At 35.0% G+C, this 26,604-nt stretch carries 21 protein-coding genes and 4 tRNA genes; 5 read left to right on the top strand and 20 right to left on the bottom strand.

Annotated elements, in window-relative coordinates:
* Positions 1 to 13 precede the first annotated feature (13 nt).
* Together GAPWK_RS01990 and GAPWK_RS01985 are read right to left on the bottom strand one after the other, a co-directional pair.
* Positions 14 to 1,351, bottom strand: a complete 1,338-nt coding sequence (locus GAPWK_RS01990; protein ID WP_025314621.1) for an enolase C-terminal domain-like protein — start codon at positions 1,349 to 1,351, stop codon at positions 14 to 16.
* A gap of 39 nt (positions 1,352 to 1,390) precedes the next feature.
* Complete coding sequence (locus GAPWK_RS01985; protein WP_025314620.1) at positions 1,391 to 2,722, bottom strand: MFS transporter; 1,332 nt, start codon at positions 2,720 to 2,722, stop codon at positions 1,391 to 1,393.
* A gap of 452 nt (positions 2,723 to 3,174) precedes the next feature.
* Here GAPWK_RS01985 and garD point away from each other — a divergent pair, with 452 nt between their 5' ends.
* The gene (garD, locus tag GAPWK_RS01980; RefSeq protein ID WP_025314619.1) at positions 3,175 to 4,713 is read left to right on the top strand and encodes a galactarate dehydratase; all 1,539 of its coding nucleotides are present in this window, start codon (positions 3,175 to 3,177) and stop codon (positions 4,711 to 4,713) included.
* Positions 4,714 to 4,798: 85 nt separating this feature from the next.
* On the opposite strand, the gene GAPWK_RS01975 is transcribed toward garD, so the two are convergent.
* Positions 4,799 to 5,959 carry a sugar diacid recognition domain-containing protein gene (locus tag GAPWK_RS01975; protein ID WP_025314618.1) on the bottom strand — a complete coding sequence of 387 codons (1,161 nt, stop codon included), beginning with the start codon at positions 5,957 to 5,959 and terminating at the stop codon, positions 4,799 to 4,801.
* 90 nt (positions 5,960 to 6,049) lie between these two features.
* Here GAPWK_RS01975 and GAPWK_RS01970 point away from each other — a divergent pair, with 90 nt between their 5' ends.
* Positions 6,050 to 7,993, top strand: a complete 1,944-nt coding sequence (locus tag GAPWK_RS01970) for an ABC transporter ATP-binding protein (protein ID WP_025314617.1) — start codon at positions 6,050 to 6,052, stop codon at positions 7,991 to 7,993.
* 121 nt (positions 7,994 to 8,114) lie between these two features.
* Here the strand turns inward: GAPWK_RS01970 and nusG are convergent, their stop codons facing one another.
* The 10 genes from nusG to GAPWK_RS01920 form a co-directional block, all read right to left on the bottom strand.
* Complete coding sequence (gene nusG, locus GAPWK_RS01965) at positions 8,115 to 8,660, bottom strand: transcription termination/antitermination protein NusG (protein ID WP_025314616.1); 546 nt, start codon at positions 8,658 to 8,660, stop codon at positions 8,115 to 8,117.
* Position 8,661: 1 nt separating this feature from the next.
* On the bottom strand, positions 8,662 to 9,063 hold the full coding sequence (gene secE / locus GAPWK_RS01960) for a preprotein translocase subunit SecE (protein ID WP_025314615.1): 402 nt from the start codon (positions 9,061 to 9,063) through the stop codon (positions 8,662 to 8,664).
* A gap of 135 nt (positions 9,064 to 9,198) precedes the next feature.
* A complete protein-coding gene (gene tuf / locus GAPWK_RS01955; protein ID WP_025314614.1) occupies positions 9,199 to 10,383 on the bottom strand; it encodes an elongation factor Tu in 1,185 nt (394 codons plus the stop codon).
* A 184-nt stretch (positions 10,384 to 10,567) separates the two neighbouring features.
* Positions 10,568 to 10,643: transfer RNA gene (locus tag GAPWK_RS01950), tRNA-Thr, on the bottom strand.
* Between the two features lie 3 nt (positions 10,644 to 10,646).
* Positions 10,647 to 10,721, bottom strand: a tRNA-Gly gene (locus GAPWK_RS01945).
* A 57-nt stretch (positions 10,722 to 10,778) separates the two neighbouring features.
* Positions 10,779 to 10,863, bottom strand: a tRNA-Tyr gene (locus GAPWK_RS01940).
* Between the two features lie 33 nt (positions 10,864 to 10,896).
* A tRNA-Thr gene (locus GAPWK_RS01935) sits at positions 10,897 to 10,972 on the bottom strand.
* Positions 10,973 to 11,125: 153 nt separating this feature from the next.
* Positions 11,126 to 13,822 carry a bifunctional acetaldehyde-CoA/alcohol dehydrogenase gene (gene adhE / locus GAPWK_RS01930; RefSeq protein ID WP_025314613.1) on the bottom strand — a complete coding sequence of 899 codons (2,697 nt, stop codon included), beginning with the start codon at positions 13,820 to 13,822 and terminating at the stop codon, positions 11,126 to 11,128.
* A gap of 314 nt (positions 13,823 to 14,136) precedes the next feature.
* Positions 14,137 to 14,940, bottom strand: a complete 804-nt coding sequence (gene tcdA / locus GAPWK_RS01925; RefSeq protein ID WP_025314612.1) for a tRNA cyclic N6-threonylcarbamoyladenosine(37) synthase TcdA — start codon at positions 14,938 to 14,940, stop codon at positions 14,137 to 14,139.
* Between the two features lie 287 nt (positions 14,941 to 15,227).
* Positions 15,228 to 15,791 carry a hypothetical protein gene (locus GAPWK_RS01920; RefSeq protein ID WP_025314611.1) on the bottom strand — a complete coding sequence of 188 codons (564 nt, stop codon included), beginning with the start codon at positions 15,789 to 15,791 and terminating at the stop codon, positions 15,228 to 15,230.
* A gap of 353 nt (positions 15,792 to 16,144) precedes the next feature.
* Here GAPWK_RS01920 and GAPWK_RS01915 point away from each other — a divergent pair, with 353 nt between their 5' ends.
* Positions 16,145 to 17,149 (top strand): dihydroxyacetone kinase subunit DhaK, encoded by a 1,005-nt coding sequence (locus GAPWK_RS01915; protein ID WP_025314610.1) that lies wholly within the window; start codon positions 16,145 to 16,147, stop codon positions 17,147 to 17,149.
* A 1-nt stretch (position 17,150) separates the two neighbouring features.
* The gene (dhaL, locus tag GAPWK_RS01910) at positions 17,151 to 17,780 is read left to right on the top strand and encodes a dihydroxyacetone kinase subunit DhaL (RefSeq protein WP_025314609.1); all 630 of its coding nucleotides are present in this window, start codon (positions 17,151 to 17,153) and stop codon (positions 17,778 to 17,780) included.
* Positions 17,781 to 17,984: 204 nt separating this feature from the next.
* Here dhaL and GAPWK_RS01905 read toward each other — a convergent pair whose 3' ends face one another.
* The 7 genes from GAPWK_RS01905 to GAPWK_RS01875 all read right to left on the bottom strand — a co-directional run bounded on the left by GAPWK_RS01905 (position 17,985) and on the right by GAPWK_RS01875 (position 24,961).
* Positions 17,985 to 18,647, bottom strand: coding sequence for a class II aldolase/adducin family protein (locus GAPWK_RS01905; protein ID WP_025314608.1), 663 nt, complete (start codon positions 18,645 to 18,647; stop codon positions 17,985 to 17,987).
* Positions 18,648 to 18,675: 28 nt separating this feature from the next.
* Entirely contained in the window at positions 18,676 to 20,739 is a 2,064-nt protein-coding gene (locus GAPWK_RS01900) for a BglG family transcription antiterminator (RefSeq protein WP_025314607.1), read from the bottom strand.
* A 93-nt stretch (positions 20,740 to 20,832) separates the two neighbouring features.
* Positions 20,833 to 22,215, bottom strand: coding sequence for a PTS galactitol transporter subunit IIC (locus GAPWK_RS01895; protein WP_025314606.1), 1,383 nt, complete (start codon positions 22,213 to 22,215; stop codon positions 20,833 to 20,835).
* A gap of 9 nt (positions 22,216 to 22,224) precedes the next feature.
* Positions 22,225 to 22,503, bottom strand: coding sequence for a PTS sugar transporter subunit IIB (locus GAPWK_RS01890; RefSeq protein WP_025314605.1), 279 nt, complete (start codon positions 22,501 to 22,503; stop codon positions 22,225 to 22,227).
* Positions 22,504 to 22,512: 9 nt separating this feature from the next.
* The gene (locus GAPWK_RS01885) at positions 22,513 to 22,989 is read right to left on the bottom strand and encodes a PTS sugar transporter subunit IIA (protein ID WP_025314604.1); all 477 of its coding nucleotides are present in this window, start codon (positions 22,987 to 22,989) and stop codon (positions 22,513 to 22,515) included.
* A gap of 312 nt (positions 22,990 to 23,301) precedes the next feature.
* Positions 23,302 to 24,657 carry a PFL family protein gene (locus GAPWK_RS01880; RefSeq protein ID WP_025314603.1) on the bottom strand — a complete coding sequence of 452 codons (1,356 nt, stop codon included), beginning with the start codon at positions 24,655 to 24,657 and terminating at the stop codon, positions 23,302 to 23,304.
* Positions 24,658 to 24,691: 34 nt separating this feature from the next.
* Positions 24,692 to 24,961, bottom strand: coding sequence for an ACT domain-containing protein (locus GAPWK_RS01875; protein WP_025314602.1), 270 nt, complete (start codon positions 24,959 to 24,961; stop codon positions 24,692 to 24,694).
* A gap of 144 nt (positions 24,962 to 25,105) precedes the next feature.
* Between GAPWK_RS01875 and GAPWK_RS01870 the strand changes: the two genes are divergently transcribed.
* Entirely contained in the window at positions 25,106 to 26,320 is a 1,215-nt protein-coding gene (locus tag GAPWK_RS01870) for a pyridoxal phosphate-dependent aminotransferase (RefSeq protein ID WP_025314601.1), read from the top strand.
* Positions 26,321 to 26,604 lie beyond the last annotated feature (284 nt).

Here is a 26,604-nt window from a genome sequence, read left to right as displayed (position 1 = left end):
CTCTAATTCTGTTTTAACGAACCATGCAAGGTCGTTTACGATCAAACTGCCAACTAGGAATTAAATACTGCATTGCAATAGCATCATTACGTGCGCCATTTGCTAATTTTTTATGTAATTCATGAGCATTCATAATTTGTTGCATATCTAATTCAATGCCTAATCCCGGTTTATCATGCAGTTTAATTTTGCCATTGCTAATTTGTAATGGGTTTTTAGTCAATCTGGCCTGTCCTTCCTGCCATATCCAATGAGTATCAAGTGCAGTTGGATTACCTGGTGCTGATGCGCCAACATGACTAAACATCGCTAAAGAGATATCAAAATGATTATTAGAATGGCAACCCCAAGTTAATCCCCATTCATGACAAAGCTGAGCAACCCGACTTGCACCAGTTAAAGTCCAAAAATGCGGATCTGCTAAAGGTATATCAACGGCTTGTAACATAATTGAGTGACACATTTCTCGCCAATTAGTTGCAACCATATTCGTTGCTGTTGGTAGACCAGTGGCACGACGAAACTCTGCCATTACTTCTCGTCCCGAATAACCATTTTCTGCACCACAAGGGTCTTCGGCATAAGTCAGGACATGGTTAAGCCCTTTGCATAATCGTATTGCGTCGTCCAGTAACCAACCGCCATTAGGATCTATCGTGATTCGTGCATCTGAAAAACGTTTTTTTAGCTGAGTGACCGTTTCAATCTCTTTTTCGCCAGCTAATACACCACCTTTCATTTTGAAATCTTTAAAACCATAGCGATCTTTTGCTACTTCAGCTAATTCTATTACCGACTGTACTGTCATCGCTTCACGGCGTCGAATGTTGTACCATTCATGACTGTTTTTGAGTGGCTGGTCATAAGGCAAATCAGTTTTCTTATCATCACCAATATAAAACAAATAGCCTAAAACAGTTACTTCATCTCTTTGTTTGCCACCACCCAATAGTTCAGCCACAGGCACATTTAAAAATTGCCCCATTAAATCTAATAGTGCTGATTCTAAAGCTGCTACAGCATTAACCCGTAGTTCAAATGTCCATGCACCTTTACCAAAAGTATCATAATCAGAATCTAAATAGCCTTGATGCATATCATTTACGATACGATTAAGAATCGAAATAGGTCTACCTTCAACATGTGCACAAGCTTCCTTCAATGCATTTTCAATTGTTGAACCACCAGGCGCCTCACCAACACCAACATGACCAGCACTATCCGTTAATATAACAATATTACGGGTAAAGTATGGACCGTGAGCACCACCAATGTTCATTAACATACTATCGTAACCTGCAACAGGTATAACTTGCATTGAAGTAATAATTGGCACTGATTGAGTATTCATATTACGATTCTCCATTTCATAAATTTGTTTTGTTATTATTTAATCCTTTTTCTTTAATTCCATTCGTTTAATTGGACCAACAAGAACTAAATAACTAAAAGCAGCAACAAATGCATGACCGGCAACAAATACCAATGCCCATTCAAAGCGTCCTGTCCATGCCACAATATAACCAATAATAATTGGAGAAATGATACTTGATGCATTACCAAACATATTGAATAAGCCACCCGCTAGACCACTCATTTCTTTTGGTGCTGTATCGGCCATTACTGCCCAACCTAACGCACCAACACCTTTGCCGAAGAAAGCCATCGACATAAATAAAATAACGAGTCCAATTGAATCAACGTAATTACACATGATCATAGTCATAGAAAATAGCATGCCTAAAATGATTGGTGTTTTACGGGCTATTGATAAAGAATTGGTTTTGCGCATAATGAAATCAGAAATAATCCCACCACTAATTCCACCAATAAAGCCACAAATAGCAGGAACCGCAGCAGCAAAGCCTACTTCTTTAATATTCATTCCACGTTGTGTTGCTAAATAAATAGGGAACCAAGTAATAAAGAAGAATGTTAAACAGTTAATACAATATTGACCTAAATAAACACCAAGCAACATTCTATTGGTCAATAATTGCCATAAATAACCTAATTTTGGACCTTCTTGTTTACCATTGTCTTTTTTCTGATCCATATCAACTAAAGCACCACCCTCGACAATATAATCAACTTCAGCTTGATTAGCTAAAGGATGATCTTTAGGGTTGCGAATAACAAACAAAGTAATTGCACTGACAAAAATACCCAATCCTCCCATAAAGAAGAATACAGATTGCCAACCATACTCATGAGTTAACCAACCCATAATTGGTGCAAAAATAACGGTTGCAAAATATTGTGCAGAGTTAAAAATGGCAACTGCTGTTGCTCTTTCTTTAGCTGGAAACCACGCGGCAGTAATCCGACTATTGCCCGGGAATGACGGCGCCTCAGCAAGCCCCATTAAAAATCGGAAAGTAAAAAGCATAACTAGTGCCCAAGCACCTATAAAAAAATGTACTGTTCCTTGTAACAAGGTGAAAATTGACCAAAATAAAATACTGAAAAAATAAACTCGTTTAGAACCGAATCTATCTAGTAACCATCCTCCTGGTAATTGTCCTATTACATAAGCAATACCAAATGATGACATCACCCATCCCATGGCTGCTGCATCAAATCCTAATTCTCCCGACATTGCTTTTCCAGCTATACCTAATGTTGCTCTATCGCCGTAATTAATCGCTGTAACTATAAATAAAAAAACGACCGTCATCCATCTGGCGTTAGTCCTTTTTTGTTTGGTTTTGTTTATTTCCATGTTTAGCTCCTAACTGATAACTCACAGTTAATTATTAAATATTAAAGATGTAGCTGAAGTAGAAAATAAATAGATCTTTTTACATTTCTAAGTAATCCACTAATGGTAGATAAGTATGGAGGGTTCATCATGAAATTTCATTGGGCAAAATTACAAAATAATAATGATAATCAAATTTATTTATATGCAAATGCATATATAAATGTTACTTTCTTCACAAAATTTTGATAAAACGGTCTAATTTTGTGATATAAAACTATTTTTATAGTTATTTTTATGATATTTAGCCAATTTATATGCTAATAATTGTGGATATGCACAATGCTATTTATTTTATTAGGATTTAAGATATAACAAATTGATTATTAAATAGGTTATAAAATTTAATTTGCTATTAATAAATATTGATAAAAATTAATTAGCATAATGGGAGTTGAGTAATGGAGAAGCAAATTAACAAGCCGCTCTTTATCAAAATTAAAGAAATTGATAATGTTGCAATTGTTGTCAATAATAATGGATTACCCAAAGGTACGATTTTTGACAATGGACTACAATTGATTGAAGATGTACCTCAAGGGCATAAAGTTGCATTAAATGATATCAACCAAGGACAAGCTATAGTACGTTATGGTGAAACCATTGGTTACGCTAAAAGGGATATCAAACAAGGTAGCTGGATAAATGAAGCTGTGACACAAATGCCCACCGCCCCAGAATTACATGAATTAGAAATAGCAACTAAGAAAGTGACTCCATTGCCACCTTTAGAAGGTTATACGTTTGAAGGTTATCGTAATAAAGATGGCTCCGTCGGCACTCGTAACATACTTGGTATTACCATGAGTGTTAATTGTGTTTCTGGAGTTGTTGAATATGTTGCCAAAATCATTGAACGTGATTTGTTACCTAAATACCCCAATGTAGATGGTGTGGTACCACTTACTCATTTATATGGTTGTGGTGTTGCCATCGATGCTCCAGCGGCTATTGTGCCAATTCGTTCTATTCATAATTTAGCTAAGAATCCTAATTTCGGTGGAGAAATTATGGTTATTAGTTTGGGATGTGAAAAGTTACAGCCAGAAAGATTGCTTAAAGGTACACATGATACTATTCCGATAAAATTAGCAAATGATGACCTTGTTACTTTGCAAGATGAACATGGTTTTAAAGCAATGGTTGATCATATTTTGCGTGTTGCAGAAAAGCATTTACAACGTTTAAATCAACGCAAACGAGAAACGGTGCCTGCATCAGAATTAATTGTTGGGATGCAGTGTGGTGGTAGTGATGCATTCTCAGGCGTTACATCAAATCCATCTGTCGGCTTTGCTTCTGATTTATTAGTGAGATGTGGTGCAACGGTTATGTTTTCTGAAGTAACGGAAGTTCGTGATGGAATTCATTTACTTACACCAAGAGCTATTGATGAGGAAGTTGGTAAGGCATTAATTAGAGAAATGCAATGGTACGATGAATATCTTGCTGCTGGAAAAGTTGACCGTAGTGCCAACACTACGCCAGGAAATAAGAAAGGTGGTTTAAATAACATAGTTGAAAAGGCAATGGGATCTATTGCAAAATCAGGAACAAGCCCAATTGTTGAAGTATTATCTCCTGGCCAAAGACCTACCAAAAAAGGATTAATTTTTGCTGCAACCCCTGCTAGTGATTTTGTTTGTGGTGCACAACAAGTAGCATCAGGTATTACATTACAAGTGTTCACGACTGGCCGAGGAACCCCGTATGGATTGGCCATGGTACCCGTCATAAAAATGTCTAGCCGTAATATTGTTGCAGAGCAATGGTTTGATCTTATTGATATTAGCGCAGGAGATATCGCTTTAGGTCAGGCAACCATTGAGGATATAGGGTGGCGACTTTTCCATTTAATTTTAGATGTAGCAAGTGGTCGCAAACAACCATGGTCAGATCATTGGAAATTATACAATCCACTGGCTATTTTCAATCCCGCACCAGTAACATAAAAAACTAAAAATACATATAGTATATTATTTAATATAATTCTAAATACACATTAATTATAAAATGATAAGGAAGTGTATTTAGAATTTATTCGTTTCTATTGAGTTGTAAACCAATATACAATAATAGACGATCATCAAATTTGGCTAGATTTAAACCAGTTAATTTAGCAATTTTATTCAGTCGATATTCTAAAGTATTGCGATGGATAAATAGCTCATTGGCAGTATCACCATTTTGTACATTATTTTTAAACCACGTTTGCAATGTTTTTTGTAATACTCCGTTGTTATCTCCCATCCTTAATTTTTTTAAAGGTAATAATAACTCTTCAGCTTGCCAATCATAACTTAATCCATGTAATAAAACGGGAAGAATTAGTTCTTGATAATAATAATTGCGTATATTCGGCATTCTTTGTTTGCCAATTAACATAGTTGTTTTAGCGGTTTGATAAGATTTAACTAACGGATAAGGATGTTGTTCAAAATAGTTACCCAATGAAATTCGAATATCTAAGTGAGTAGATTCTTTTATTGTAATAACTAATTGCTCTAATTTCTTTTTGTGCTCCGATAATTCCCATCGCCCATAACGATTTAAAGCAGGAATTAAAATAACTAACTCAGTAATTGATTTAATCGCAACTAAATTGTGTTTGCTCACATGCTGTACTTGATTTTGTAGATGCTGTAATTCACTCATTGCAGTATCAATACCTAATTGACCGCTATCGACTTCAATCATGCACACTACACGCGGTAGTTGTAAATTAATATCTAATCGTTTAACCCATTGCACCATACTTTCAGGCAAAACTTCTTTCTCAATTAAAGTTAGAATTAATTCTTCTTTTAAACGATTATCATAAGATAATTCTTGTAATAATTGAGTTTGTTCCATCATCATTTCTGCTGACATACAGACCAATTCACCAAATTGCCTAATATCCGATGGCTCACCCGTTAAACCAATAACGCCGACTATGCGATCATTAAGCTTTAATGGTAGATTAATACCAGGTTTAACGCCTTTAAGACGTTTAACCATTGTTCCATCAATTGAAACAACTCTTTTTTGCGATATAGCTAGTATTGCGCCCTCATGTAATTCCCCAATACGTTCTAAATCACCACTGCCAATAATACAACCGTCGGCATTCATTACATTGATATTACAATCAATAATTTTCATGGTTCTGTCAACAATCTGTTGTGCAATTTTAGGGGTAAGGCAATAAGAAGTCATTACCATATTAAATTTCCTATTATAATTTTGCATAAGCATTATTTTTTGTTAGCATAACACATTTTATATTGAATCATAGGTGACATAGTCATGATAGTATTTGATTCCATCCAAGTTCGTCGCGGTGTTAATATACTCTTAGATAAAGCTTCTGCCACAATTAACCCTAAACAAAAGGTCGGATTAGTAGGTAAAAATGGTAGTGGCAAATCTACTTTATTTTCACTCATTAAAGGTGAAATTGAAGCGGATGCTGGTACATTAACTTATCCTAGCCAATGGCAACTAGCTTGGGTAAATCAAGAAACCCCCGCATTAGATATACCAGCTATTGAGTATGTTATTGATGGTGATCGAGAGTATCGCCAATTAGAAAAACAGTTAGACCTAGCCAATCAGCAAGATGATGGGCATCAAATTGCACTGGTTCATGAAAAATTTGACAATATTGATGCATGGACAATTCGTCCTAGAGCAGCCACATTATTACATGGTTTGGGATTTTCTAATGAGCAATTATTATTACCAGTAAAATCCTATTCTGGTGGTTGGCGTATGCGCTTAAACTTGGCGCAAGCTTTAATGTGCCGTTCTGATTTATTGTTACTCGATGAACCTACCAACCATCTTGATTTAGATGCTGTAATATGGCTTGAAAAGTGGTTAAGCAATTATCAAGGTACCTTAATTTTAATTTCTCATGACCGTGACTTTTTAGATCCATTGGTCAACAAAATTATACATATTGAACAACAAAGTTTATTTGAATATACCGGTAATTATTCTTCGTTTGAAATCCAACGCTCGGCTAAACTTGCACAACAACAAGCACTTTATGAAAATCAACAAGCTAAAGTTGCACATTTACAAAGTTATATTGATAGGTTTAGAGCTAAAGCAACCAAAGCTAAACAGGCTCAGAGCCGGATAAAAATGTTAGAGAGAATGGAACTCATTGCTCCTGCTCATGTTGATAATCCTTTCCATTTTAGTTTCAAAAAACCAGAATTTTTACCAAGTCCACTATTGATGATGGAAAAAGTTGTCGCTGGTTATGATGATAACATTGTGTTGGAACAGATTAAACTAAACTTAGTACCTGGTTCACGAATAGGCCTATTAGGTCGTAATGGTGCAGGGAAATCAACCTTAATTAAATTACTGGCTGGCGAGCTTGCGCCTAAAGAGGGACATATAAACCTAGCTCAAGGTGTTCAGCTCGGTTATTTTGCTCAACATCAATTAGAATATTTACGTCCTGATGAATCAGCACTTTGGCATCTGTCTCGGATCGCTGATCCTAAAAATACTGAACAATTATTACGTAATTATTTAGGTGGTTTTGATTTTCATGGTGATAAAGTTAAAGAGCCAGTAAAAACTTTCTCTGGTGGCGAAAAAGCTCGTCTTGTTTTGGCCTTAATTGTATGGCAAAAACCTAATCTACTTTTATTAGACGAACCAACTAACCATTTAGATTTGGATATGCGTCAAGCACTCACCGAAGCGCTTATCGGATTTGAAGGAGCATTAGTGGTCGTGTCGCATGATCGTCATTTATTACGATCAACAACTGATGAATTCTACTTAGTACATGATCATAAAGTTCAACCCTTTGACGGTGATCTTGAAGATTATCAAAAGTGGCTTTCTAACGAACAAAAATTAGAGAATCAACCAATAGATCAAGAGGATAAAATCGAAAAAGAGGTTATTAAGAAAGAAGTTATTCAAAATGTTTCGGCTTTAGATCGTAAAGAACAAAAGCGTAAAGAAGCAGAACGTCGTGCACAAATGCAACCGTTGAAAAAACAGCTTGAGAAAGAAGAACAAATTCTTGCACGATTAACGAGTCAACTACAAACACTTGAACAACAATTGGCCGATCCAATTGTATATGAAGCCGATAAAAAATCAGAGTTAACTGAGTTACTCCTTAAACAGAGTCAATTGAAAAACGAGTTAGAAGAAACTGAATTAAAATGGCTAGATGTTCAGCAGCAACTTGAAGAGTTTGAAGTAAAAGATAATTAGCATCAATGCAATAAAATATGATGGTTATATTACTGCTCGGTTAGTAAATAAAAAAATCACAGAATTAATTCTGTGATTTTTTTTTAACTTGTAAAAGAATAAATAAACTCTAATAAAAATTTTAGCTTTTTTCTACTTGGCTAAAATCAAGTTCAACTGGTGTAGAACGACCAAAAATTGAAACCGATACTTTTAAGCGGCTTTTTTCATAATCAACTTCTTCAACTACACCATTAAAGTCGGCAAATGGTCCTTCATTAACACGAACAAGTTCACCTGGTTCAAATAATGTTTTAGGGCGAGGTTTGTCACCCACTTGTTGTAAACGATTCATTATCGCATCAACTTCGCGCTGACTGATAGGTGCTGGTCTATCGGATGTACCACCAATGAACCCCATAGTTCTTGGTACACTTTTAACCAAATGCCAAGTCGCATCATTCATCATCATTTCGACTAAAACATAACCTGGGAAGAATTTACGTTCACTTTTACGGCGTTGGCCACTTTTCATCTCAACGACTTCTTCAGTAGGTACGAGTACTTCACCAAATAAATCTTCCATATCATGTAATTTTATATATTCACGTAATGATTGTGCAACACGTGCTTCATAACCAGAATAAGCTTGAATAACATACCATCGTTTTTGTTGTGTTTCACTCATATTAACGTCCTATTGATGTTAAATAAAAGACTATTGAACGGAATAAAGAATCCATTCCCCAAAGTGCTAAACCAACAACCACAGTGATGGCGGCAACTGTTAAGGTTGTGTTTACCGTTTCTTTACGAGGTGGCCATACAACCTTTCTTAATTCTTTTCTTGATTCTTGTAAAAATAATATAAAGGATTTGCCTTTACCTGTTGTGCATGCAATAAACAAAGTTAATGCAGAAATTACAACAACGGCAATTATCCGAACGATCGTATTAGGTTGATATATATCATTAGGTTCAGCAAAATAAAAATTTCCCCAAACAATAAACGCAATCAATACTAAAACTAAACCCCATTTGAGTTTGTCTAAAATAGTATTTGTATCTTGACTCTCGTTACTTACTAGCATATAAAACCTACGATTATGTTATTTATAATATTATCTATTTTCCAAAATGCTCTTTTTACTAAAAACATTTTGCTAAACAGACCAGATAAGAAAGGGCATCAAACGATACCCTTTTTATGGTGGCTAATAATTTGATTATTTAATAACCTTAGCAACAACACCAGCACCAACAGTACGACCACCTTCACGGATAGCGAAACGTAAGCCGTCTGCCATCGCGATTGGGTGAATTAATGATACTGTCATTTTGATGTTATCACCTGGCATTACCATCTCTACGCCTTCTGGTAATTCGATAGTACCAGTTACGTCAGTTGTACGGAAGTAGAACTGTGGACGGTAGCCTTTGAAGAATGGAGTATGACGACCACCTTCATCTTTGCTTAGGATATACACTTCTGATTCAAAATCAGTATGTGGAGTGATTGAACCTGGTTTTGCTAGTACTTGACCACGTTCGATTTCTTCACGTTTTGTACCACGTAATAGTATACCAACGTTTTCACCTGCGCGGCCTTCGTCTAGTATTTTACGGAACATTTCTACACCAGTACAAGTTGTTTTAGTAGTCGGTTTGATACCAACGATTTCAACTTCTTCACCAGTTTTGATTACACCGCGCTCTACACGACCTGTTACTACTGTACCACGACCTGAGATTGAGAATACGTCTTCGATTGGTAATAAGAATGGTTTATCAATGTCACGCTCTGGTTCTGGAATGTAGGTGTCTAATGCATTTGCTAATTCAACAATTTTTTCTTCCCATTCTGCATCGCCTTCTAACGCTTTAAGCGCTGAACCACGAATTACTGGTGTGTCATCACCTGGGAAATCGTATTGAGATAGAAGTTCACGTACTTCCATTTCAACTAATTCTAATAATTCTTCATCATCAACCATATCGCATTTGTTTAAGAATACGATGATGTAAGGAACACCTACTTGACGACCTAAAAGAATGTGCTCACGAGTTTGTGGCATAGGACCATCTGTTGCTGCTACTACTAAGATAGCGCCGTCCATTTGTGCCGCACCAGTGATCATGTTTTTAACATAGTCAGCATGGCCTGGGCAGTCTACGTGTGCGTAGTGACGAGTTGGTGTATCGTATTCAACGTGTGAAGTGTTGATGGTGATACCACGAGCTTTTTCTTCTGGTGCGTTATCGATTTGATCGAATGCACGAGCTTGACCGCCGTATTTTTTAGAAAGTACAGAAGTAATAGCTGCAGTTAAAGTTGTTTTACCATGGTCAACGTGGCCGATTGTACCAACGTTAACGTGGGGTTTTGTACGTTCAAATTTTTCTTTAGACATCGATTGTCCCTCAAATGTAATACAAATCGGTGGTTATTCACCACATTAACCAAGTATCATATTTAATTATCAACATAATACTAACTTAAAATTAGCTCTGAATAATAACAGATAAAGCTGTATAGTGACAAGCTTTAAAGCAGGCAAATTCGATATTTTTAGAAGTTTAGGAGAATAACAAGAATGGTGCTGATAGGCAGATTTGAACTGCCGACCTCACCCTTACCAAGGGTGCGCTCTACCAACTGAGCTATATCAGCAATTGGAGCGGGCAGCGGGAATCGAACCCGCATCATCAGCTTGGAAGGCTGAGGTAATAGCCATTATACGATGCCCGCATGTTCAAACTCGGCTACCTAAATGCTTCGATTAGCTATTGCTAATATTAGATTATATGGTGGTGGGGGAAGGATTCGAACCTTCGAAGTGTGACACGGCAGATTTACAGTCTGCTCCCTTTGGCCGCTCGGGAACCCCACCCCGAATCTTTATTAATTTGTCTACTTAGGAAAATGGTGCCGGCTGCCGGAATCGAACTGGCGACCTACTGATTACAAGTCAGTTGCTCTACCTACTGAGCTAAGCCGGCCTAAGTGCTGCGCATTATGTACTAGAACATTTAACCTTGCAAGCAAAAAAAACAAATTTTATTTTGTTTGCTTAAAAAAAAATCAAAAAACATAAAAAAGCCTGAAATATAGGCTATTTCAGGCTTTTTTTGAATCAAAAATAATATGTTAGATTATTTCTTACTTGACGCTTTTTTCTTAGCAGTTGCTACGCCTTTGGCTGCTGTATGTACAGCAACATCTTCGCTAATATCACCTTTATCTTGATATGCACGACCATAGTATGTATCAAGTAGGATTTGTTTTAATTCAGCAATGAGCGGATAACGTGGGTTTGCACCAGTACATTGGTCATCAAATGCATCAACAGCAAGTTGATCCACTTGCGCCAAGAAAGCTTTTTCATCCACACCAAACTCTTTAATTGAGAATGGAATATCAAGTTCTTTTCTTAATTGATCTAACCAACCAATTAATTTCTCAACTTTCTTCTCATCTTTGTCAGCTGCAGCAGTTAAACCTAAATGATCGGCTATCTCTGCATAACGACTAACAGCTTGAGGATAACCATATTGGCTAAAGGTACCTTGTTTAGTCGGTTTATTGGTTGCATTAAAACGCACTACATTACTAATTAACATTGCATTTGCCACGCCATGAGGGATATGGAATGCAGCACCAATCTTATGCGCCATTGAGTGACAAACACCTAAAAATGCCTGAGCAAAAGCGACACCCGCTAATGTTGCTGCACTATGCACTTTTTCGCGTGCTTGTGGGTTTTTAGCGCCTTCTTTATAGCTTGCAGGTAAATAAGCTTTAAGCATGCTTAACGCTTGTAATGCTTGTCCATCAGAAAACTCAGTTGCCATAATTGAAACATAAGCTTCTAAAGCATGGGTTACCGCATCATAACCACCAGCTGCACAAAGTGATTTTGGCATATTCATTACTAAGTTAGCATCAACAATAGCCATGTTTGGAGTAATTGCATAATCAGCTAAAGGATATTTTTGACCAGTTGCATCATCAGTAACCACAGCAAATGGTGTCACTTCAGAACCGGTACCAGAAGTGGTTGTAACACAAATTAGTTTCGCCTTTTTACCCATATTAGGGAAATGACAGGTACGTTTACGAATATCCATAAAGCGTAATGCTAGCTCATCAAATTTTGTTTCAGGATGTTCATAAAGAACCCACATGATTTTAGCCGCATCCATTGGAGAACCACCACCTAAAGCAATAACAGTATCAGGTTGGAATGATGTCATTGATGCAGTACCTTTTCGAACCACACTTAAAGTAGGGTCGGCTTCAACATCATAAAATGTTTCGCAGATAACGCCTTGTGATTCTAATTGGTCAGTAATTTGTTTTGAGTAACCATTGTTAAATAAAAATTTATCGGTTACTAAGAAGACTCGTTTTGCGCCTTGTTCAACAACTTCACTTAAAGCAACAGGAAGTGAGCCTCGTTTAAAATAGATAGAACTTGGTAATTTGTGCCATAACATGTTTTCTGCTCTCTTAGCGATGGTTTTTTTGTTTAATAAGTGTTTCGGTCCAACATTTTCAGATACCGAGTTTCCACCCCAAGAACCACAACCTAATGTTAAAGATGGCGCTAAATCAAAGTTATACAAATCACCAATGCCACCGTGGGCTGCAGGCTGATTAATTAAAATACGGCAAGTTTTCATTTTACTACCGAAATAATCAATACGGTCACGGTTGCTATCTTGATCTGTATAAAGTACAGAGGTATGACCCATACCACCCATTTCTACTAATTTTTCAGCTTTTTCAACCGCTTCAGCAAAATCTTTTGCTCTAAACATTGCTAAAGTAGGGGAAAGTTTTTCATGCGCAAATGGCTCAGATAAATCAACTTTAGTTACTTCACCAACAAGTACTTTTGAACCTGCTGGAACCTTAAATCCTGCTAACTCTGCAATTTTAACTGCTGGTTGACCAACGATATTAGCATTTAAAGCACCTTTATCGTTTAAGATGATGCCTTGTACCGCTTTGGTTTCTTTAGCATTTAAGACATATGCACCATATTCAGATAATAAACTACGAACTTCATCATAAACAGAGTCAACCACAACGATCGCTTGTTCTGACGCACAAATCATACCGTTATCGAAAGTTTTAGACATCAGTACTGAAGCAACCGCGCGTCTTAAATCAGCAGTTTCATCAATAATTACCGGTGTATTACCTGCCCCAACACCTAGTGCTGGTTTTCCAGAACTGTATGCAGCTTTTACCATACCTGGTCCACCTGTCGCTAAAATAGCAGCAACATCATCATGATGCATTAATGCATTAGATAATTCGATAGATGGCTCATCAATCCAACCGATAATATCTTTAGGTGCACCAGCTTTAATTGCGGCATCTAATACAATTTTAGCTGCTTCAATAGTGGATTTTTTAGCTCGAGGGTGAGGTGAAAAGACAATTGCATTACGAGTTTTTAAACTGATTAACGATTTAAAAATTGCAGTAGAAGTTGGGTTTGTAGTTGGCACGATACCACAAATGATACCCAAAGGTTCAGCTAAAGTAATAGTACCAAATGGCTCATTTTCAGCCACTACGCCACAAGTTTTATCGTGACGATATTTATTTAAGATATACTCTGCAGCAAAAAGATTTTTAATAACTTTATCTTCAACAATTCCCATTCCTGACTCTGCAACCGCTTGTTGTGCGAGAGGAATTCGAGCTGCGGCTGCGGCTGTCGCTGCCGCTACGAAGATTTTGTCGACTTGCTCTTGAGTATAATTTGAATAAGTTTCTTGTGCTTTCTTCACACGAGCCATTAACTCATTTAACTCATTCATATTAGTTACTGCCATAGATTTCTCCTTGAAATATAAAAAATAAATTGGGATCGTTTGGCGTCTTCCTTGAAACTTTTTAATGCTTAGACATAATACAAAACGAAATTGGCATTATCGTAAATCAGATTTGCGCTTTATACAATAATATATGAGCAAAAAAGATTGTTTTTTTAAATCAATAGATATATTTAGGCATAGCGAAATGTAAATGAAGAAGAATAGTTGCAATAAAAACTAAAAAGACAATTACTTTAGTCAAAACTTAATTGTCTTTTAAGAGATATTTATTTTAAAAAGGTAGAATTTTTTTTAAATTGAAAGAAAGATAATTATACGTTACACAATTTGTTCAATACATAACTGACAGCAACAAAACCAAACGTTGCGGTTACCGTTGTTATCGCTCCAAATCCCGATTCACAGTCCATTTTTTTATTACTGTCTGCTTGATTTTTAGCAAAACAAATCTGACCATTTTTAGTTGGATAAGTCAGCTGTTCAGTAGAATATACACATGGAATTGAATATTTACCTTTACTGTCCTTACTTAATTTATAATCATTTTTTAATTTTTCGCGTAATTTAGCAGCTAAAGGATCTTGAATGGTTTTTGCTAAGTCCGCAATTTTTATTTGCGTAGGATCTTTTTGACCTCCTGCTCCACCTATTGTAATAATTTTTAATTTTTGACGTTTACAATAGGCAAGAACAGCCGCTTTATCACGAACGCTATCGATCGCATCGACAATATAATTATAACGAGGATTTTGTTTAGTCCCCAAATATTGGCTAACATTATCAACATTAATAAAATCATCGATTTCATTGACAATACATTCAGGATTAATTTGCAAAATTCGTTCGGCCATGACGGATGTTTTAGGTTTGCCAATATTAGATTTTAAAGCGTGAATCTGACGATTAGTATTGGTTACACATACATCATCCATATCAATTAAGGTAATTTGCCCTATACCACTACGCGCGAGTGATTCAGCAACCCAAGAGCCTACTCCGCCAATACCAATTACACAAACATGTGCCTGAGAAAAAGAAGCTAATGCAGACTCACCATATAACCGCGCAATTCCGCTAAAACGTTGAAAATAAGAATTTGAAAATGTGTTTTGCATAAGTACCATTCATCAATCAAATTATGTCAGCATACTAACAGCGCATAGATACAAGCGCAATATGTTAACCAATCTTCGTGAATGGTTACTATTAACTAAGCAAAAATCATAAATGAATTTTTAACTCTAATAATTTTTGCATCACTTTTGGTATTTGTCGTAACTCAATAAATATATTTTAGAGCTATCAATGATTTTTATAAAAAACTGCATCATTCATAAATGTAAGAACATTTAACCAATATTGTAATTAATGCTTGTCAAATGACTAATACCAGCATTAATTATTATTTAGCAAAATTTATTAATTCACTAACCAGTTGCTGTGGTTCAATAGGGTTTACAATATCAGAAAAATCACTATTTTTAGCGTTTATTCGATAAACTAAAGATTTTATTGTTACTAAACTGTTAACCTCATCAAATTGTTGAATCAGGATATAACGTCTGTTTAAGTTGGAATCAATGCCATCAATATATTTCACGTTATTATAAAGTTTGATTTCTGGTTTTTGATTACCACGTGTTTTAGCTTGCCCAAGAAATATTTGCATGGCTTCTTGTTCATTGGCAACCACTTCATTAATAATTAAAATTCGTGCGTCACTCAAGTCACTACTATAAAGCACAACATAATTATCAGTGAAATTTTGGATATGATTAGAATTAAAAGATTCAGTTTTCTTAAAATCAACGGAAAAAAATTGGCTTTGCTCTGGTAACTGAAATTCTGGCAAGAATTCATTAGATGATTGAGTTAAAATTTCATCCGTTTTAGGTTCAGATAATACTTGATTAATTGGCATATTTATTAAAATGCATGCAGTAAAGATCGCTCGAAGTTTTCTCATACTCTCTACTCTATTGATTGAATCATCATGCTTAAAAAGACGATTATAACCTTATTATGTAAGTTAGCAATTTATATCAGAATTTCTTAACAAAAATCTTTCTAATATCAATGTAACGAATTTAAATAACCTTTATATTATTGAATTAAAATATTATTTTTACTGAAACATACCCATAATCTGAAACTTTTTTACAAACTAATATGGTATTTGCTAAATAAGTGGTTGAAAGTGATTGATCCCTATGATGCGCAATTATAAGGATACTATTTGTCATTAAATGTATTCGTTTGACTTTTTAGTTTTACCTACAATAAATATTGTTAAACATGATTAATGAAGAGGAAAAATCAATGCGTAAACCCAAAAAGTTACTTAACGATCCAAATAACGTAAGACAAGAAGTTATGCAAGGATTGGTGTATGCCTATAATGGTAAATTAACAGCTATTCCTGATTATTGTGCTGTTTATGGTAATCATATATCAAATGAACAAGTCGTTGTTATTTCGGGTGGTGGTAGTGGTCATGAACCAACTTTTGCCGGTTTTATTGGTGAAGGAGGCATTGATGGTTGTGCTTTAGGAGAAGTATTTACTTCACCATCACCAGACCAAATAATTGAACTTACCAAAGCGACTGAAAATGGTAATGGTGTGCTTTTTTTATATGGTAATTATTCAGGTGACGGGATGAATTTTGATATTTCAGCCGAAATATTAGCAGAAGAAAACATTGTCACTAAAACTATTCGAGCAACCGATGATATTGCCTCAGCTCCCTTATCCAAACTATCTGACCGCCGTGGTGTAGCCGGTATTATGTTTTTATATAAAATTGCAGGTGCTGCCTCTCAATTTGAAAAATACAATCTTGAAAATCTTTATCAAGTTGTAGCAAAAGCTAACGCTAATGTTCGTACTATAGGTGTCGCACTTGATGGATGCGCCTTACCTCAATCAAATAATTTTAATTTTGAATTAGATGAAAATGAGATCGAAATTGGGATAGGCATTCATGGTGAGGCTGGATTACGGCGACAAGCAATGACATCAAGTGATGAAGTTGTCAAAGAGATGATACATCATCTATGTGATGATTTACCTTTCCAAACAGATGATCGTGTGTGTGTACTGATCAACAATTTAGGCGCTCTTAGTAATACAGAACTATTAGTGATAACACGCAAAGTTGGTATTGAACTTAATAACCGAGGTATTATCATTCACGATATTGCTGTCGGACATTTTTGTACATCACTTGAAATGTCAGGTTTTTCAATCACACTAATGAAGTTAGATGATGAATTGCAACATCTTTATGATCTACCTTGTCAAACGCTTGGATGGAGAAAATAGAATGAATTTATTACAACTACGCAAAATGATGTTATTTACCGCTCAAAGAATGGTCGAAAGTGAACCCGAATTAACAGCGTTAGATCAGATTGTTGGTGATGGTGATCATGGTATTGGAATGAAACGAGGGTTTGCATCTATTATTGAGTTGTTACAAGATGAAAAATTTCAACCTACTGATATAGGCGATTTTTTTATTAAGATAGGTACAAAATTAATGACAAGCATGGGCGGTGCTTCGGGCGCTATATTTGGAACATTATTTAGAACTGGCGGAAAAAGTATTGTGAACACAATGGAATTAAATGCTGAAGTCTTCGCAAAATTTCTTAACGACGGTTGGCAAGGAGTATATCAACGTGGTAACGCAGAGCCTGGCGATAAAACGATGGTTGATGCATTATCAGCAGCGTCAAAATCAGCCAATGAATTAACCAATCTTACGCTCAATGAAGCTTTACCAATAATTGCTAAATCAGCAATGGAAGGAGCAGAAAAAACCAAACAAATGGTTGCGGTATTTGGACGTGCTAAAAATTTAGGCGATCGTACTATTGGACATATGGATCCTGGAGCAGTTTCAATGGCATTTATTTTAAAATACATGAATGACTATATTCATATGCAATAAAATTAAAATACAATAAAGAACAAAATCCGCTGTTCGTCGGCGGATTTCTACAAGCTCATTGAGCCACAAAAACAACCTATAAATTCTACTATTAAACAACACAAAAAAATTCGATAAGTTAACATTATCAAAATAAATTAAAACATCTGCATTTTATAACGTAATGTTGAATTATTACGTTATAAAATTAGAGAATATCAAACATTAGTGTTTAAATTTAATTTGTGAAGGATACGCCCAGCTTTGCAACTCTTCGGGTGGAAAACCACCAGGATCTTTACCATCATTAATAAGTAATGCGTGATAATAAATTTCAGCCATTTCTTCAATATAAGCAGCTTTTAAAACAGCTTCATAAGGATCTTTATCAACAGCTATAGCCCCGTGTTTCTCCATTAAAATCGCATCAGCACGCTTAATTGGTTCAATCACACTGTGTGACAGTTCAGTTGTTCCAGGCCTACCATAAGGCGCAACAGGAATAACACCATCTTTTAAATTAAGGATAGCACATTCATAAACTACGGCAGGTATAGGTCTTGCTAATACGGCAAATGAAGTGGCAAAAATAGAGTGAGTATGTGAAATAGCAAAAACATCCTCACGCGCCTTATAAATTTCAAGATGCATTAAACATTCACTGGTAGGTCTTAATCCCGAATCAGCTTCAATAACATTAGCGTCAAGATCCATAACCACTATATCGCGAACTGTTAATAATTTTTTATCAATTGTAGTTGGTGTTACAAGCACATACCCTGTTTGTTTATCTCTAACACTTGAGTTACCCGCTTTATGTTTACATAATCCCCATTCGCTAGATTTTTGTGCCATATCGACAACATACTGCTTTTGAATCTCTAACATTTTATGACTCCTACTTTTGGCAAAATATTCATTGATAGTTTGCAAACAATTTCCAAATTTCATGGCTATCGTTTGCCTTTCGTATATATGTAGCTCCTTCATGAAGTTCTAATAATTCATTTAATTGAGCTAAAGCTTTAAGATGTTTTTGTGGGTTATTGGTAGCAAGAACAACGATTAAATCTGCTTGCATATAACCACAAATATCAATTTTTTGAGGAAATTTAAGTAAAGACATCGCAACTTTATTAACACCATCATCAATACCAGCATGCGCGATGATTAAGCCATCAACTAACATAATATAAGGTTGTTCAAATTGAATTTTGTTAATCATCCTTTCAAGATAATAATGCTCTATGGATTGATTAGTTAGAAGTGGTTTTGCGGCTAATTCAAGTGCATCTTGCCATGAAATATCGGCTGATTGCGCAATATTGATATGTTCTGGTTGCATTAAATCAGCAAGTGATGGAATTTCATGTTGGGTTATACGTAAAGGGTTATCATTTACTTCATCGTTATACAGATATGAGGTTAACTCTTTTTGTAAGGCTTTTCTCTCTTTTATATTACTGAACTTTTCAATAATTAACATCAGTTCTTCAACTTGAATTATGCTTGGATCAATTCCTTGTAAAGTGCCGATCACCTGATTACGAAAAGCATTTTTATGAAAATTATTAACGGATGGATTAACAATAAATAAAAGTTTATCGGTCGATAAATAGGATGTTGAAAACACAATATCATAATAATGATTATATTTTTCAAACTCACGTTTAGACATTGCATCTGAAAAATGTAATTCGGGTAACAAAACTTGCAAAGTTAAATAAAGATAAGTTGAAACAGTTGCACTATTTTCACAGACAACAATCGCAATTTTTTTTGTTTTAATTTGATTTATCAAACCTTCACGAGTTAACCAGCCGCCAAATAAAACCGTTATAAAAGCGACTTCTTCATCAGGCATATTACAATGCAAAATTTTCTCAAACGGTGCAATGGCTTTTCGTACCATTTCATGTAAATGACCAAACTCTTGTAAAACTATGTCATAGACACTATTAATGTTGGTAATATGATAACGAATTCGATAATAGGCGGGTTTCCAATGTTGATAAATGCGTTCAGTAAGTTCACTCTTATCCCTAAAAGTAATACAACTAATCTGCTCAAAATTATTAATAACTTCAACCGCACTTTCCAATAATACAGTATCTAAATGGAAATATTTGTCTGATAAAGTTTGGATATTTGAACTTTGCACTAGAATCGTTAAAAAAATTTGTTCATTAAGATCGGTAATACCAAATTTTTCAATCAACTTTTTCATCAATTGAAAATCACGACTGTTGGCAACTTCAGCATAATTTTCAGGTAAGTGCTCAATTTTTTTATCGGTTTCAATGCGCTGTAACATAAAACAGATAAAGTAGGTCAGTTCTTGTAACTGCTCATCGGTAAAAATAATTTTTAATTTTTTCTCTATTTCACTAAATACCTGCCCTACTTGTTCTAATCCACCTTGAGTAATAATATCATTTTCTTTAAATATTTTATCCGCGACTGGCATACTGATAATTCTACGAATTAATTTCAGCAATAAATACCGTTTGTCAATTTCTTTACCAATAATTCTGTAACCATTTTCACGGTCATAGCTTATTTGTAAATGATATTGCACTATCATGAGTTGTACTTTTTTAATGTCATTAATAACGGTATTTTGGCTAATAGTAAGAGCGGAAGATAAATGTATTAATGACAATCTTTCAGTTCGAGTTAATAAAAAGAATAAAAGCAAATGGACTCGTTCATCTTCTGAATATATATAACGTCCAATAGCTTTTGAAACAGGTTCATCTCTAAATGTTTCAATGACATGTTTTGGTACACTAAATTTTCCTGTTTTAAAACGTTTAATTAATTCAAGATTAGAAGACTCAAGGAAATCATTAATTTTCTTTAATGTATAACTAAGTTGTTTGCGTGTTAACCCAAATTCAGCTTGAAGTTCTACACCACTGATACTTGGGTTTTGAATCAAGGCATTTAGAACAGTATGAATTCTATTATCAACAACCATATAACAATTACCTTTTTGTTCGTTGTCTGATGGTAATTATCATTACCATCAGAGATACTAAACACTATTTTCAACGAATGTTTAAATGCTCATTTATCCATTATTTTCAGCTAAATCCTGTATTGTTTCCCTGCGCAGTTCACGGGCATAAAAGAAATATCCTACACACCAATAAACAGCAAAAATTAAGGGTACAAAATAACCTTGCAAACATTGCCAAATAAAAGAAAACGCATAGGTAAAGACAGGTGCATCAATAGAACTATTTGAAATTAATTGATTGGCTGGAATATCAATTGCTTTAGTTGATAATCCTAAATCGGTGATGATAGGTGCAAACTGGGTACCAACAAATAAGAAAAATGGCACGCCTATAATTGCTAAGATAACCATTCTTAAAGTATTACCTTTAGTTAAAATATAAGCAGGCACAATAAGGGCAATGTTGATAATGCCAGCAAACGGTAAAAGTTTATTGCCAGGTAAAATAACAGCCCAAATTAAAGTAAAAGGAATAGCAACAATTATAGTAAACCATATCTCACTGGCTCCTCCCATAAATGGCCAGTCCAAACCGACAAACAATTTACGCCCAGCAAAACGCTTATTCATGTAATCACTGATTGCTTCAGAAATTGGCGAAAGCGCCTGCATAAATAATTTAGAAATCATTGGAAATAACATCAATGCGGTAGCTGCTTGCACACCTAACATTAAGATGGCTGCCACATCATAACCAGCAATAATTCCAAAGGTCACACCTAATAAAAAACCAATTACATGATTTTCAGCAAAAATACCAATTTTGGCGCGTAACGTTGCTGCATCCATTGGTTTATTTAAAATAGGAATTTTGCGAAGAAGTAGATCAAAAGGGTAATAAATTGCACTAAAAAATAACATTCGGTGAGTACATGTAACACCTGGAATACCCGTTAATTTTTCAATACGATGTTGATTAATATCACCAGAATTAAGTTCCAATATGATTTGTAATGTGGCAACAATAAAAGCAAGAACCAATGCCACAACAGATCCTAAAATTGGTGTAGCAACAGCGACAACAATGAAAGCTGTAAAAATTTTTCCCCATACATTCCATAAATCAGCGTTAAATGTATCTGTCTTTTTGAAGACTAGCATTAAAATATTGACGCCAACTTGTAAAGGAAACATTAGAAAAGCATACGGCCAAGCCCAAGATACGTTTGCCATAGTTGTCCAACCGCCATCAACAATACTAAGCTCAATACCTGTTCGTTCCATCATTGTTTGTGCTGCTGAGCCAATGGCGCCTACCATAAAACCAATCAGCATACTCATACCAACAAATGCAACACCTAATGTAATAGCGGCTGATGCACCATCTCTAAATTTCATTCGGACAATTAAACCCGCAATGAGCATAATAAAAGGTACAAAAACTGGAGCACCTAAATTTAAAATATAATTTATAATTGTTCCAAGAAAGTCCATAATGTACTCCTATTTACAGGCATCGATAATTTTTTGTAATTCAGCTTCCATATTTATTCCCGTTAAAAATGCAATGCCATTAATCACAGGGATAGAATATTGTTTTTCAACTTTGGTTATCGCTATGTATGCCGCGCTACTTTTGATATGAGAATCAACCGATTTTAGATCGACAACTTCAACCTTTATGTCATCAAGATTTCGTTCTTTTAATAAACGTGTAACCTTACTTGCAACTGTTTGAGATGTAGCTACTCCACTGCCACATGCAACAATAACTTTTTTCATAATGCCTCCTTATAAATTAATATTCGACGTGAGTAGTGTAAAAACTTCATGTTTGTTTTTTGCATGGAAAAGAGACTCTAAAAAACATGAATTTACAAAGCAGGACATTAATTTTTGCAACAAATCAATATGTCCATTTTTTTTGTTAAACCCAAGTAAAAAAACAAAATTAGCATTTAATACATGGTCATTATTTGCCATTTCGCACCATGGAATGGTTCCTTTAACTCGAGTAAAAAAGATGAATGGTTTAATCACATGTTCAATGTCAGTATGAGGCATAGCAACTACATAAGGTTCTGTAGGTAGAGCAGTTGGGAATGAAGATTCTCTTTTTTTAATTGCATCTAAGAAAGAGTTATTAACATATCCTTTCTTTTTTAAAACAGAAAATGTGAATTCAAAAAATTGATTAGTATTTTGGAAGTCTTTATCTAAAAGAATTAAATCTTCAAAAAACATTTGCTCGCTAGATTCATTCCCCATTTCATCCTCCATCATTAAGTGATCAGCAAATTTTTAAAACATTAGTTATTTGCTACTGCTAGAATTAAATTAGCACTGTTTAGATGTGATTGATTTTAGAAAATAAAAATAAAAGAAACTAATGGATTTGATACCAAATAGTCGCCATGGTATTGCACATCATAGGGAGAGTTATAACAATAGTATTAATAATTTTATCAAGTGGGTTTTATAAATATATTTTTGAAGGAAAAATAGAATCTAAAAATAGATTAATCTCCGTCTGCTTTCCACAGACGGATTATGAAAGATAACCAATTTATTACTAATTAATTAGTTTTTGAATGAATGAATTGGAGCAGGAATTCGTCCACCACGATTGATAAAATCACAAGAGGAAAATTTATTTACAGGCATCACTGGCGCATGCCCAAGTAACCCACCGAATTCGATATTATCACCCACATCTAAACCTACAGCTGGAATAATTCGCACCGCAGTAGTTTTGTGATTAATAACACCAATTGCAGCTTCATCGGCGATAATTGCTGAAATGGTTTCTGCAGGGGTGTCCCCTGGAATAGCTATCATATCAAGTCCGACAGAGCAAACACAGGTCATTGCTTCAAGTTTTTCCAAATTTAATGCACCATTATTTACTGCATCAATCATCCCTGCATCTTCTGATACAGGAATAAAGGCACCACTTAAACCACCCACATGCCCACAGGCCATTACTCCGCCTTTTTTAACTGCATCATTTAACATAGCAAGTGCTGCCGTTGTTCCATGGGTACCAACAGCTTCTAAACCCATTTCCTCTAAAATATGTGCAACTGAATCACCAATAGCTGGAGTTGGTGCTAAAGATAAATCAACAATACCAAATTTCACACCTAAACGCTCTGATGCCTCTTTACCAACAAGCTGCCCCATTCGAGTAATTTTAAATGCAGTTTTTTTGATCGTTTCAGCAACAACATCAAACGATTCACCTTTAACTTTTTCAAGCGCACGTTTTACAACGCCAGGACCACTGACTCCAACATTAATAACACAATCAGCCTCACCGACGCCATGAAATGCTCCTGCCATAAAAGGATTATCTTCAACTGCATTAGCAAACACCACTAATTTGGCACATGCCATACTGCTATTATCTGCCGTTAATGCAGCAGCCTCTTTAATAATCTGCCCCATTAATTTCACAGCATTCATGTTGATGCCAGTTTGTGTGGAACCAACATTAACAGATGAACAAACTCTTTCTGTTTGTGCTAATGCTTGAGGAATTGATTTAATTAAAATTTCATCGCCTTTATGGCACCCTTTTTGAACTAACGCTGAAAAACCACCAATAAAGTTAACACCTACTGCTTTAGCTGCTGCATCGAGTGTTTTAGCAAATTCAACATAATCTTTATCGTTACTCGCACCAGCAATCAACGAGATTGGGGTAACTGAAATACGTTTATTAATAATTGGAATACCAAACTCTGAGGTAATTTCATCCCCAACTTTAACGAGATCTTTAGCTAATCGCGTAATTTTTTCATAGATTTTTCGTCGCGCTTTTTCGCCATCACTATCAATACAATCCAGAAGTGAAATACCCATGGTAATTGTGCGGATATCAAGTTTTTCTTCCTCAATCATTTTAATCGTTTCGAGGATTTGTTTAGTTTCCATAAGTATTATCCTTTAATAAAGTACAAAATTTAGATTATAAACGATGCATCGCATCAAAAATTTCTTCCCGTTGAATATTCACTTTTACTTTTAGGTTGTCACCAGTTTGAGTCAATGCAGTCTTCACATCATCAAATGACATATTAATTTTAGATAAATCTAATAACATAATCATAGTGAAATATTCCCCCATAATTGTTTGACTCACATCTAAAATATTAATATTTAACTCATATAATTTCTGACTGATACCTGCAATAATCCCCGTTTGATCTTTACCAATTACTGTTAAAATAGTCTTCATAACTCTCTCCGCACAAATTTCACACAATCAAAAAATATTTCTCAAGCTAATTATAATAACATCTTCAAAAATTATCGAAATAGGAGTAGATTGTTTTTTTGTTAAAAAATAAAAACTATCACAATAAATAGAAAGGGCAGAATCATGGTAAATTTCCAAAAATCCAATAAATTGGATCATGTTTGTTACGATATACGTGGACCAATTCTTGAACATGCAAAACGACTTGAAGAAGAAGGTCAAACGATCCTTAAACTTAATATTGGAAATCCCGCCCCGTTTGGTTTTACTGCTCCAGATGAATTATTAGTAGATGTCATTCGCAATCTACCTACTTCACAAGGATATTGTGATTCAAAAGGTCTCTACTCTGCTCGCAAAGCAGTTATGCAACATTATCAATCCAGAGGAATTACCGATTTAGATGTGGAAGATATCTATATCGGAAATGGTGTTTCAGAATTAATCGTTCAGTCAATGCAAGCACTACTTAATAGCGGAGATGAAGTTTTAGTTCCAATGCCTGATTATCCATTATGGACAGCGGCAATTAGTTTATCTGGGGGTAATGCAGTTCATTATCTATGTGATGAAGAAGCTAATTGGTCACCAGACTTAGAAGATATTAAGAGCAAAATCACATCCAAAACAAAAGGAATTGTGATTATTAATCCTAATAATCCAACAGGAGCGGTTTACAGTAAAGAGGTATTACTTGAGATTGCTGAAATTGCTCGACAAAATAATTTGATCATTTTTGCTGACGAAATTTACGATAAAATTTTATATGATGATGCTGTTCATCATTCAATTGCAGCCCTAGCACCCGATCTTTTTGTCATAACTATGAGCGGTTTATCAAAAACATATCGATCTGCAGGATTCAGACAAGGATGGATGGCACTTTGTGGGCCAAAACAGCACGTTAAAGGCTATATTGAAGGTTTAAACATGCTAGCATCAATGCGTTTATGTGCAAATGTGCCATTGCAACATGCCATTCAAGCCGCTTTGGGAGGTTACCAAAGTATTAATGAGTTTATTGTACCTGGTGGACGACTTTACGATCAATGTATGCTGGCATGGCGATTACTCAATGATATCCCAGGCGTATCATGCACTAAACCTCAAGGTGCTTTATATTTATTCCCAAAACTTGATCAGAAAAAATTTAATATCCATAACGACCAAAAATTAGTTTTAGACTTTTTGTTACAACAAAAAGTATTACTGGTACAAGGGACTGGGTTTAACTGGCATCAACCCGATCACGTTAGGATTGTTGCTTTACCTCATACCGGTGAACTTGAAGATGCGATTGAAAGATTTGCTAAATTCCTATCTTCTTATAAACAATAAAATATATAATAATCCCCAGTTCCTACTGGGGTTAATGATATAAATATTTAAAATTGAATTATAAACCACATAAAAATTTCAGTGTTTTTTTAATTTATTCAACATATAGTCTTATATGCTGATGTTGGAACTTTATAAATCAAATTTATTCTTTGTTATTGAATAAGAATAATTATTTCCGCCACCTTACCTTTGTCATATCATCCTAGCCATACTAAATTCAGAAAATAGCAATACATTACTTAATAGGTTAGAAGAAAAAAGATAAGATTACTGGCGATAAT

The organism is Gilliamella apicola (genome assembly GCF_000599985.1).
Classification (GTDB): domain Bacteria; phylum Pseudomonadota; class Gammaproteobacteria; order Enterobacterales; family Orbaceae; genus Gilliamella; species Gilliamella apicola.
Note: the sequence above shows the minus strand (reverse complement) of the source record. Positions and strands in the feature narration are given on the sequence as shown.

What these genes read in the sequence shown, in the direction of transcription:
- GAPWK_RS01990 (WP_025314621.1), bottom strand. Translation starts at nt 1,351, where the DNA reads ATGAATACTCAATCAGTGCCAATTATTACTTCAATGCAAGTTATACCT.
- GAPWK_RS01985 (WP_025314620.1), bottom strand. Translation starts at nt 2,722, where the DNA reads ATGGAAATAAACAAAACCAAACAAAAAAGGACTAACGCCAGATGGATG.
- GAPWK_RS01975 (WP_025314618.1), bottom strand. Translation starts at nt 5,959, where the DNA reads ATGACTTCTTATTGCCTTACCCCTAAAATTGCACAACAGATTGTTGAC.
- GAPWK_RS01970 (WP_025314617.1), top strand. Translation starts at nt 6,050, where the DNA reads ATGATAGTATTTGATTCCATCCAAGTTCGTCGCGGTGTTAATATACTC.
- nusG (WP_025314616.1), bottom strand. Translation starts at nt 8,660, where the DNA reads ATGAGTGAAACACAACAAAAACGATGGTATGTTATTCAAGCTTATTCT.
- secE (WP_025314615.1), bottom strand. Translation starts at nt 9,063, where the DNA reads ATGCTAGTAAGTAACGAGAGTCAAGATACAAATACTATTTTAGACAAA.
- tuf (WP_025314614.1), bottom strand. Translation starts at nt 10,383, where the DNA reads ATGTCTAAAGAAAAATTTGAACGTACAAAACCCCACGTTAACGTTGGT.
- adhE (WP_025314613.1), bottom strand. Translation starts at nt 13,822, where the DNA reads ATGGCAGTAACTAATATGAATGAGTTAAATGAGTTAATGGCTCGTGTG.
- tcdA (WP_025314612.1), bottom strand. Translation starts at nt 14,940, where the DNA reads ATGCAAAACACATTTTCAAATTCTTATTTTCAACGTTTTAGCGGAATT.
- GAPWK_RS01920 (WP_025314611.1), bottom strand. Translation starts at nt 15,791, where the DNA reads ATGAGAAAACTTCGAGCGATCTTTACTGCATGCATTTTAATAAATATG.
- GAPWK_RS01915 (WP_025314610.1), top strand. Translation starts at nt 16,145, where the DNA reads ATGCGTAAACCCAAAAAGTTACTTAACGATCCAAATAACGTAAGACAA.
- dhaL (WP_025314609.1), top strand. Translation starts at nt 17,151, where the DNA reads ATGAATTTATTACAACTACGCAAAATGATGTTATTTACCGCTCAAAGA.
- GAPWK_RS01905 (WP_025314608.1), bottom strand. Translation starts at nt 18,647, where the DNA reads ATGTTAGAGATTCAAAAGCAGTATGTTGTCGATATGGCACAAAAATCT.
- GAPWK_RS01900 (WP_025314607.1), bottom strand. Translation starts at nt 20,739, where the DNA reads ATGGTTGTTGATAATAGAATTCATACTGTTCTAAATGCCTTGATTCAA.
- GAPWK_RS01895 (WP_025314606.1), bottom strand. Translation starts at nt 22,215, where the DNA reads ATGGACTTTCTTGGAACAATTATAAATTATATTTTAAATTTAGGTGCT.
- GAPWK_RS01890 (WP_025314605.1), bottom strand. Translation starts at nt 22,503, where the DNA reads ATGAAAAAAGTTATTGTTGCATGTGGCAGTGGAGTAGCTACATCTCAA.
- GAPWK_RS01885 (WP_025314604.1), bottom strand. Translation starts at nt 22,989, where the DNA reads ATGGGGAATGAATCTAGCGAGCAAATGTTTTTTGAAGATTTAATTCTT.
- GAPWK_RS01880 (WP_025314603.1), bottom strand. Translation starts at nt 24,657, where the DNA reads ATGGAAACTAAACAAATCCTCGAAACGATTAAAATGATTGAGGAAGAA.
- GAPWK_RS01875 (WP_025314602.1), bottom strand. Translation starts at nt 24,961, where the DNA reads ATGAAGACTATTTTAACAGTAATTGGTAAAGATCAAACGGGGATTATT.
- GAPWK_RS01870 (WP_025314601.1), top strand. Translation starts at nt 25,106, where the DNA reads ATGGTAAATTTCCAAAAATCCAATAAATTGGATCATGTTTGTTACGAT.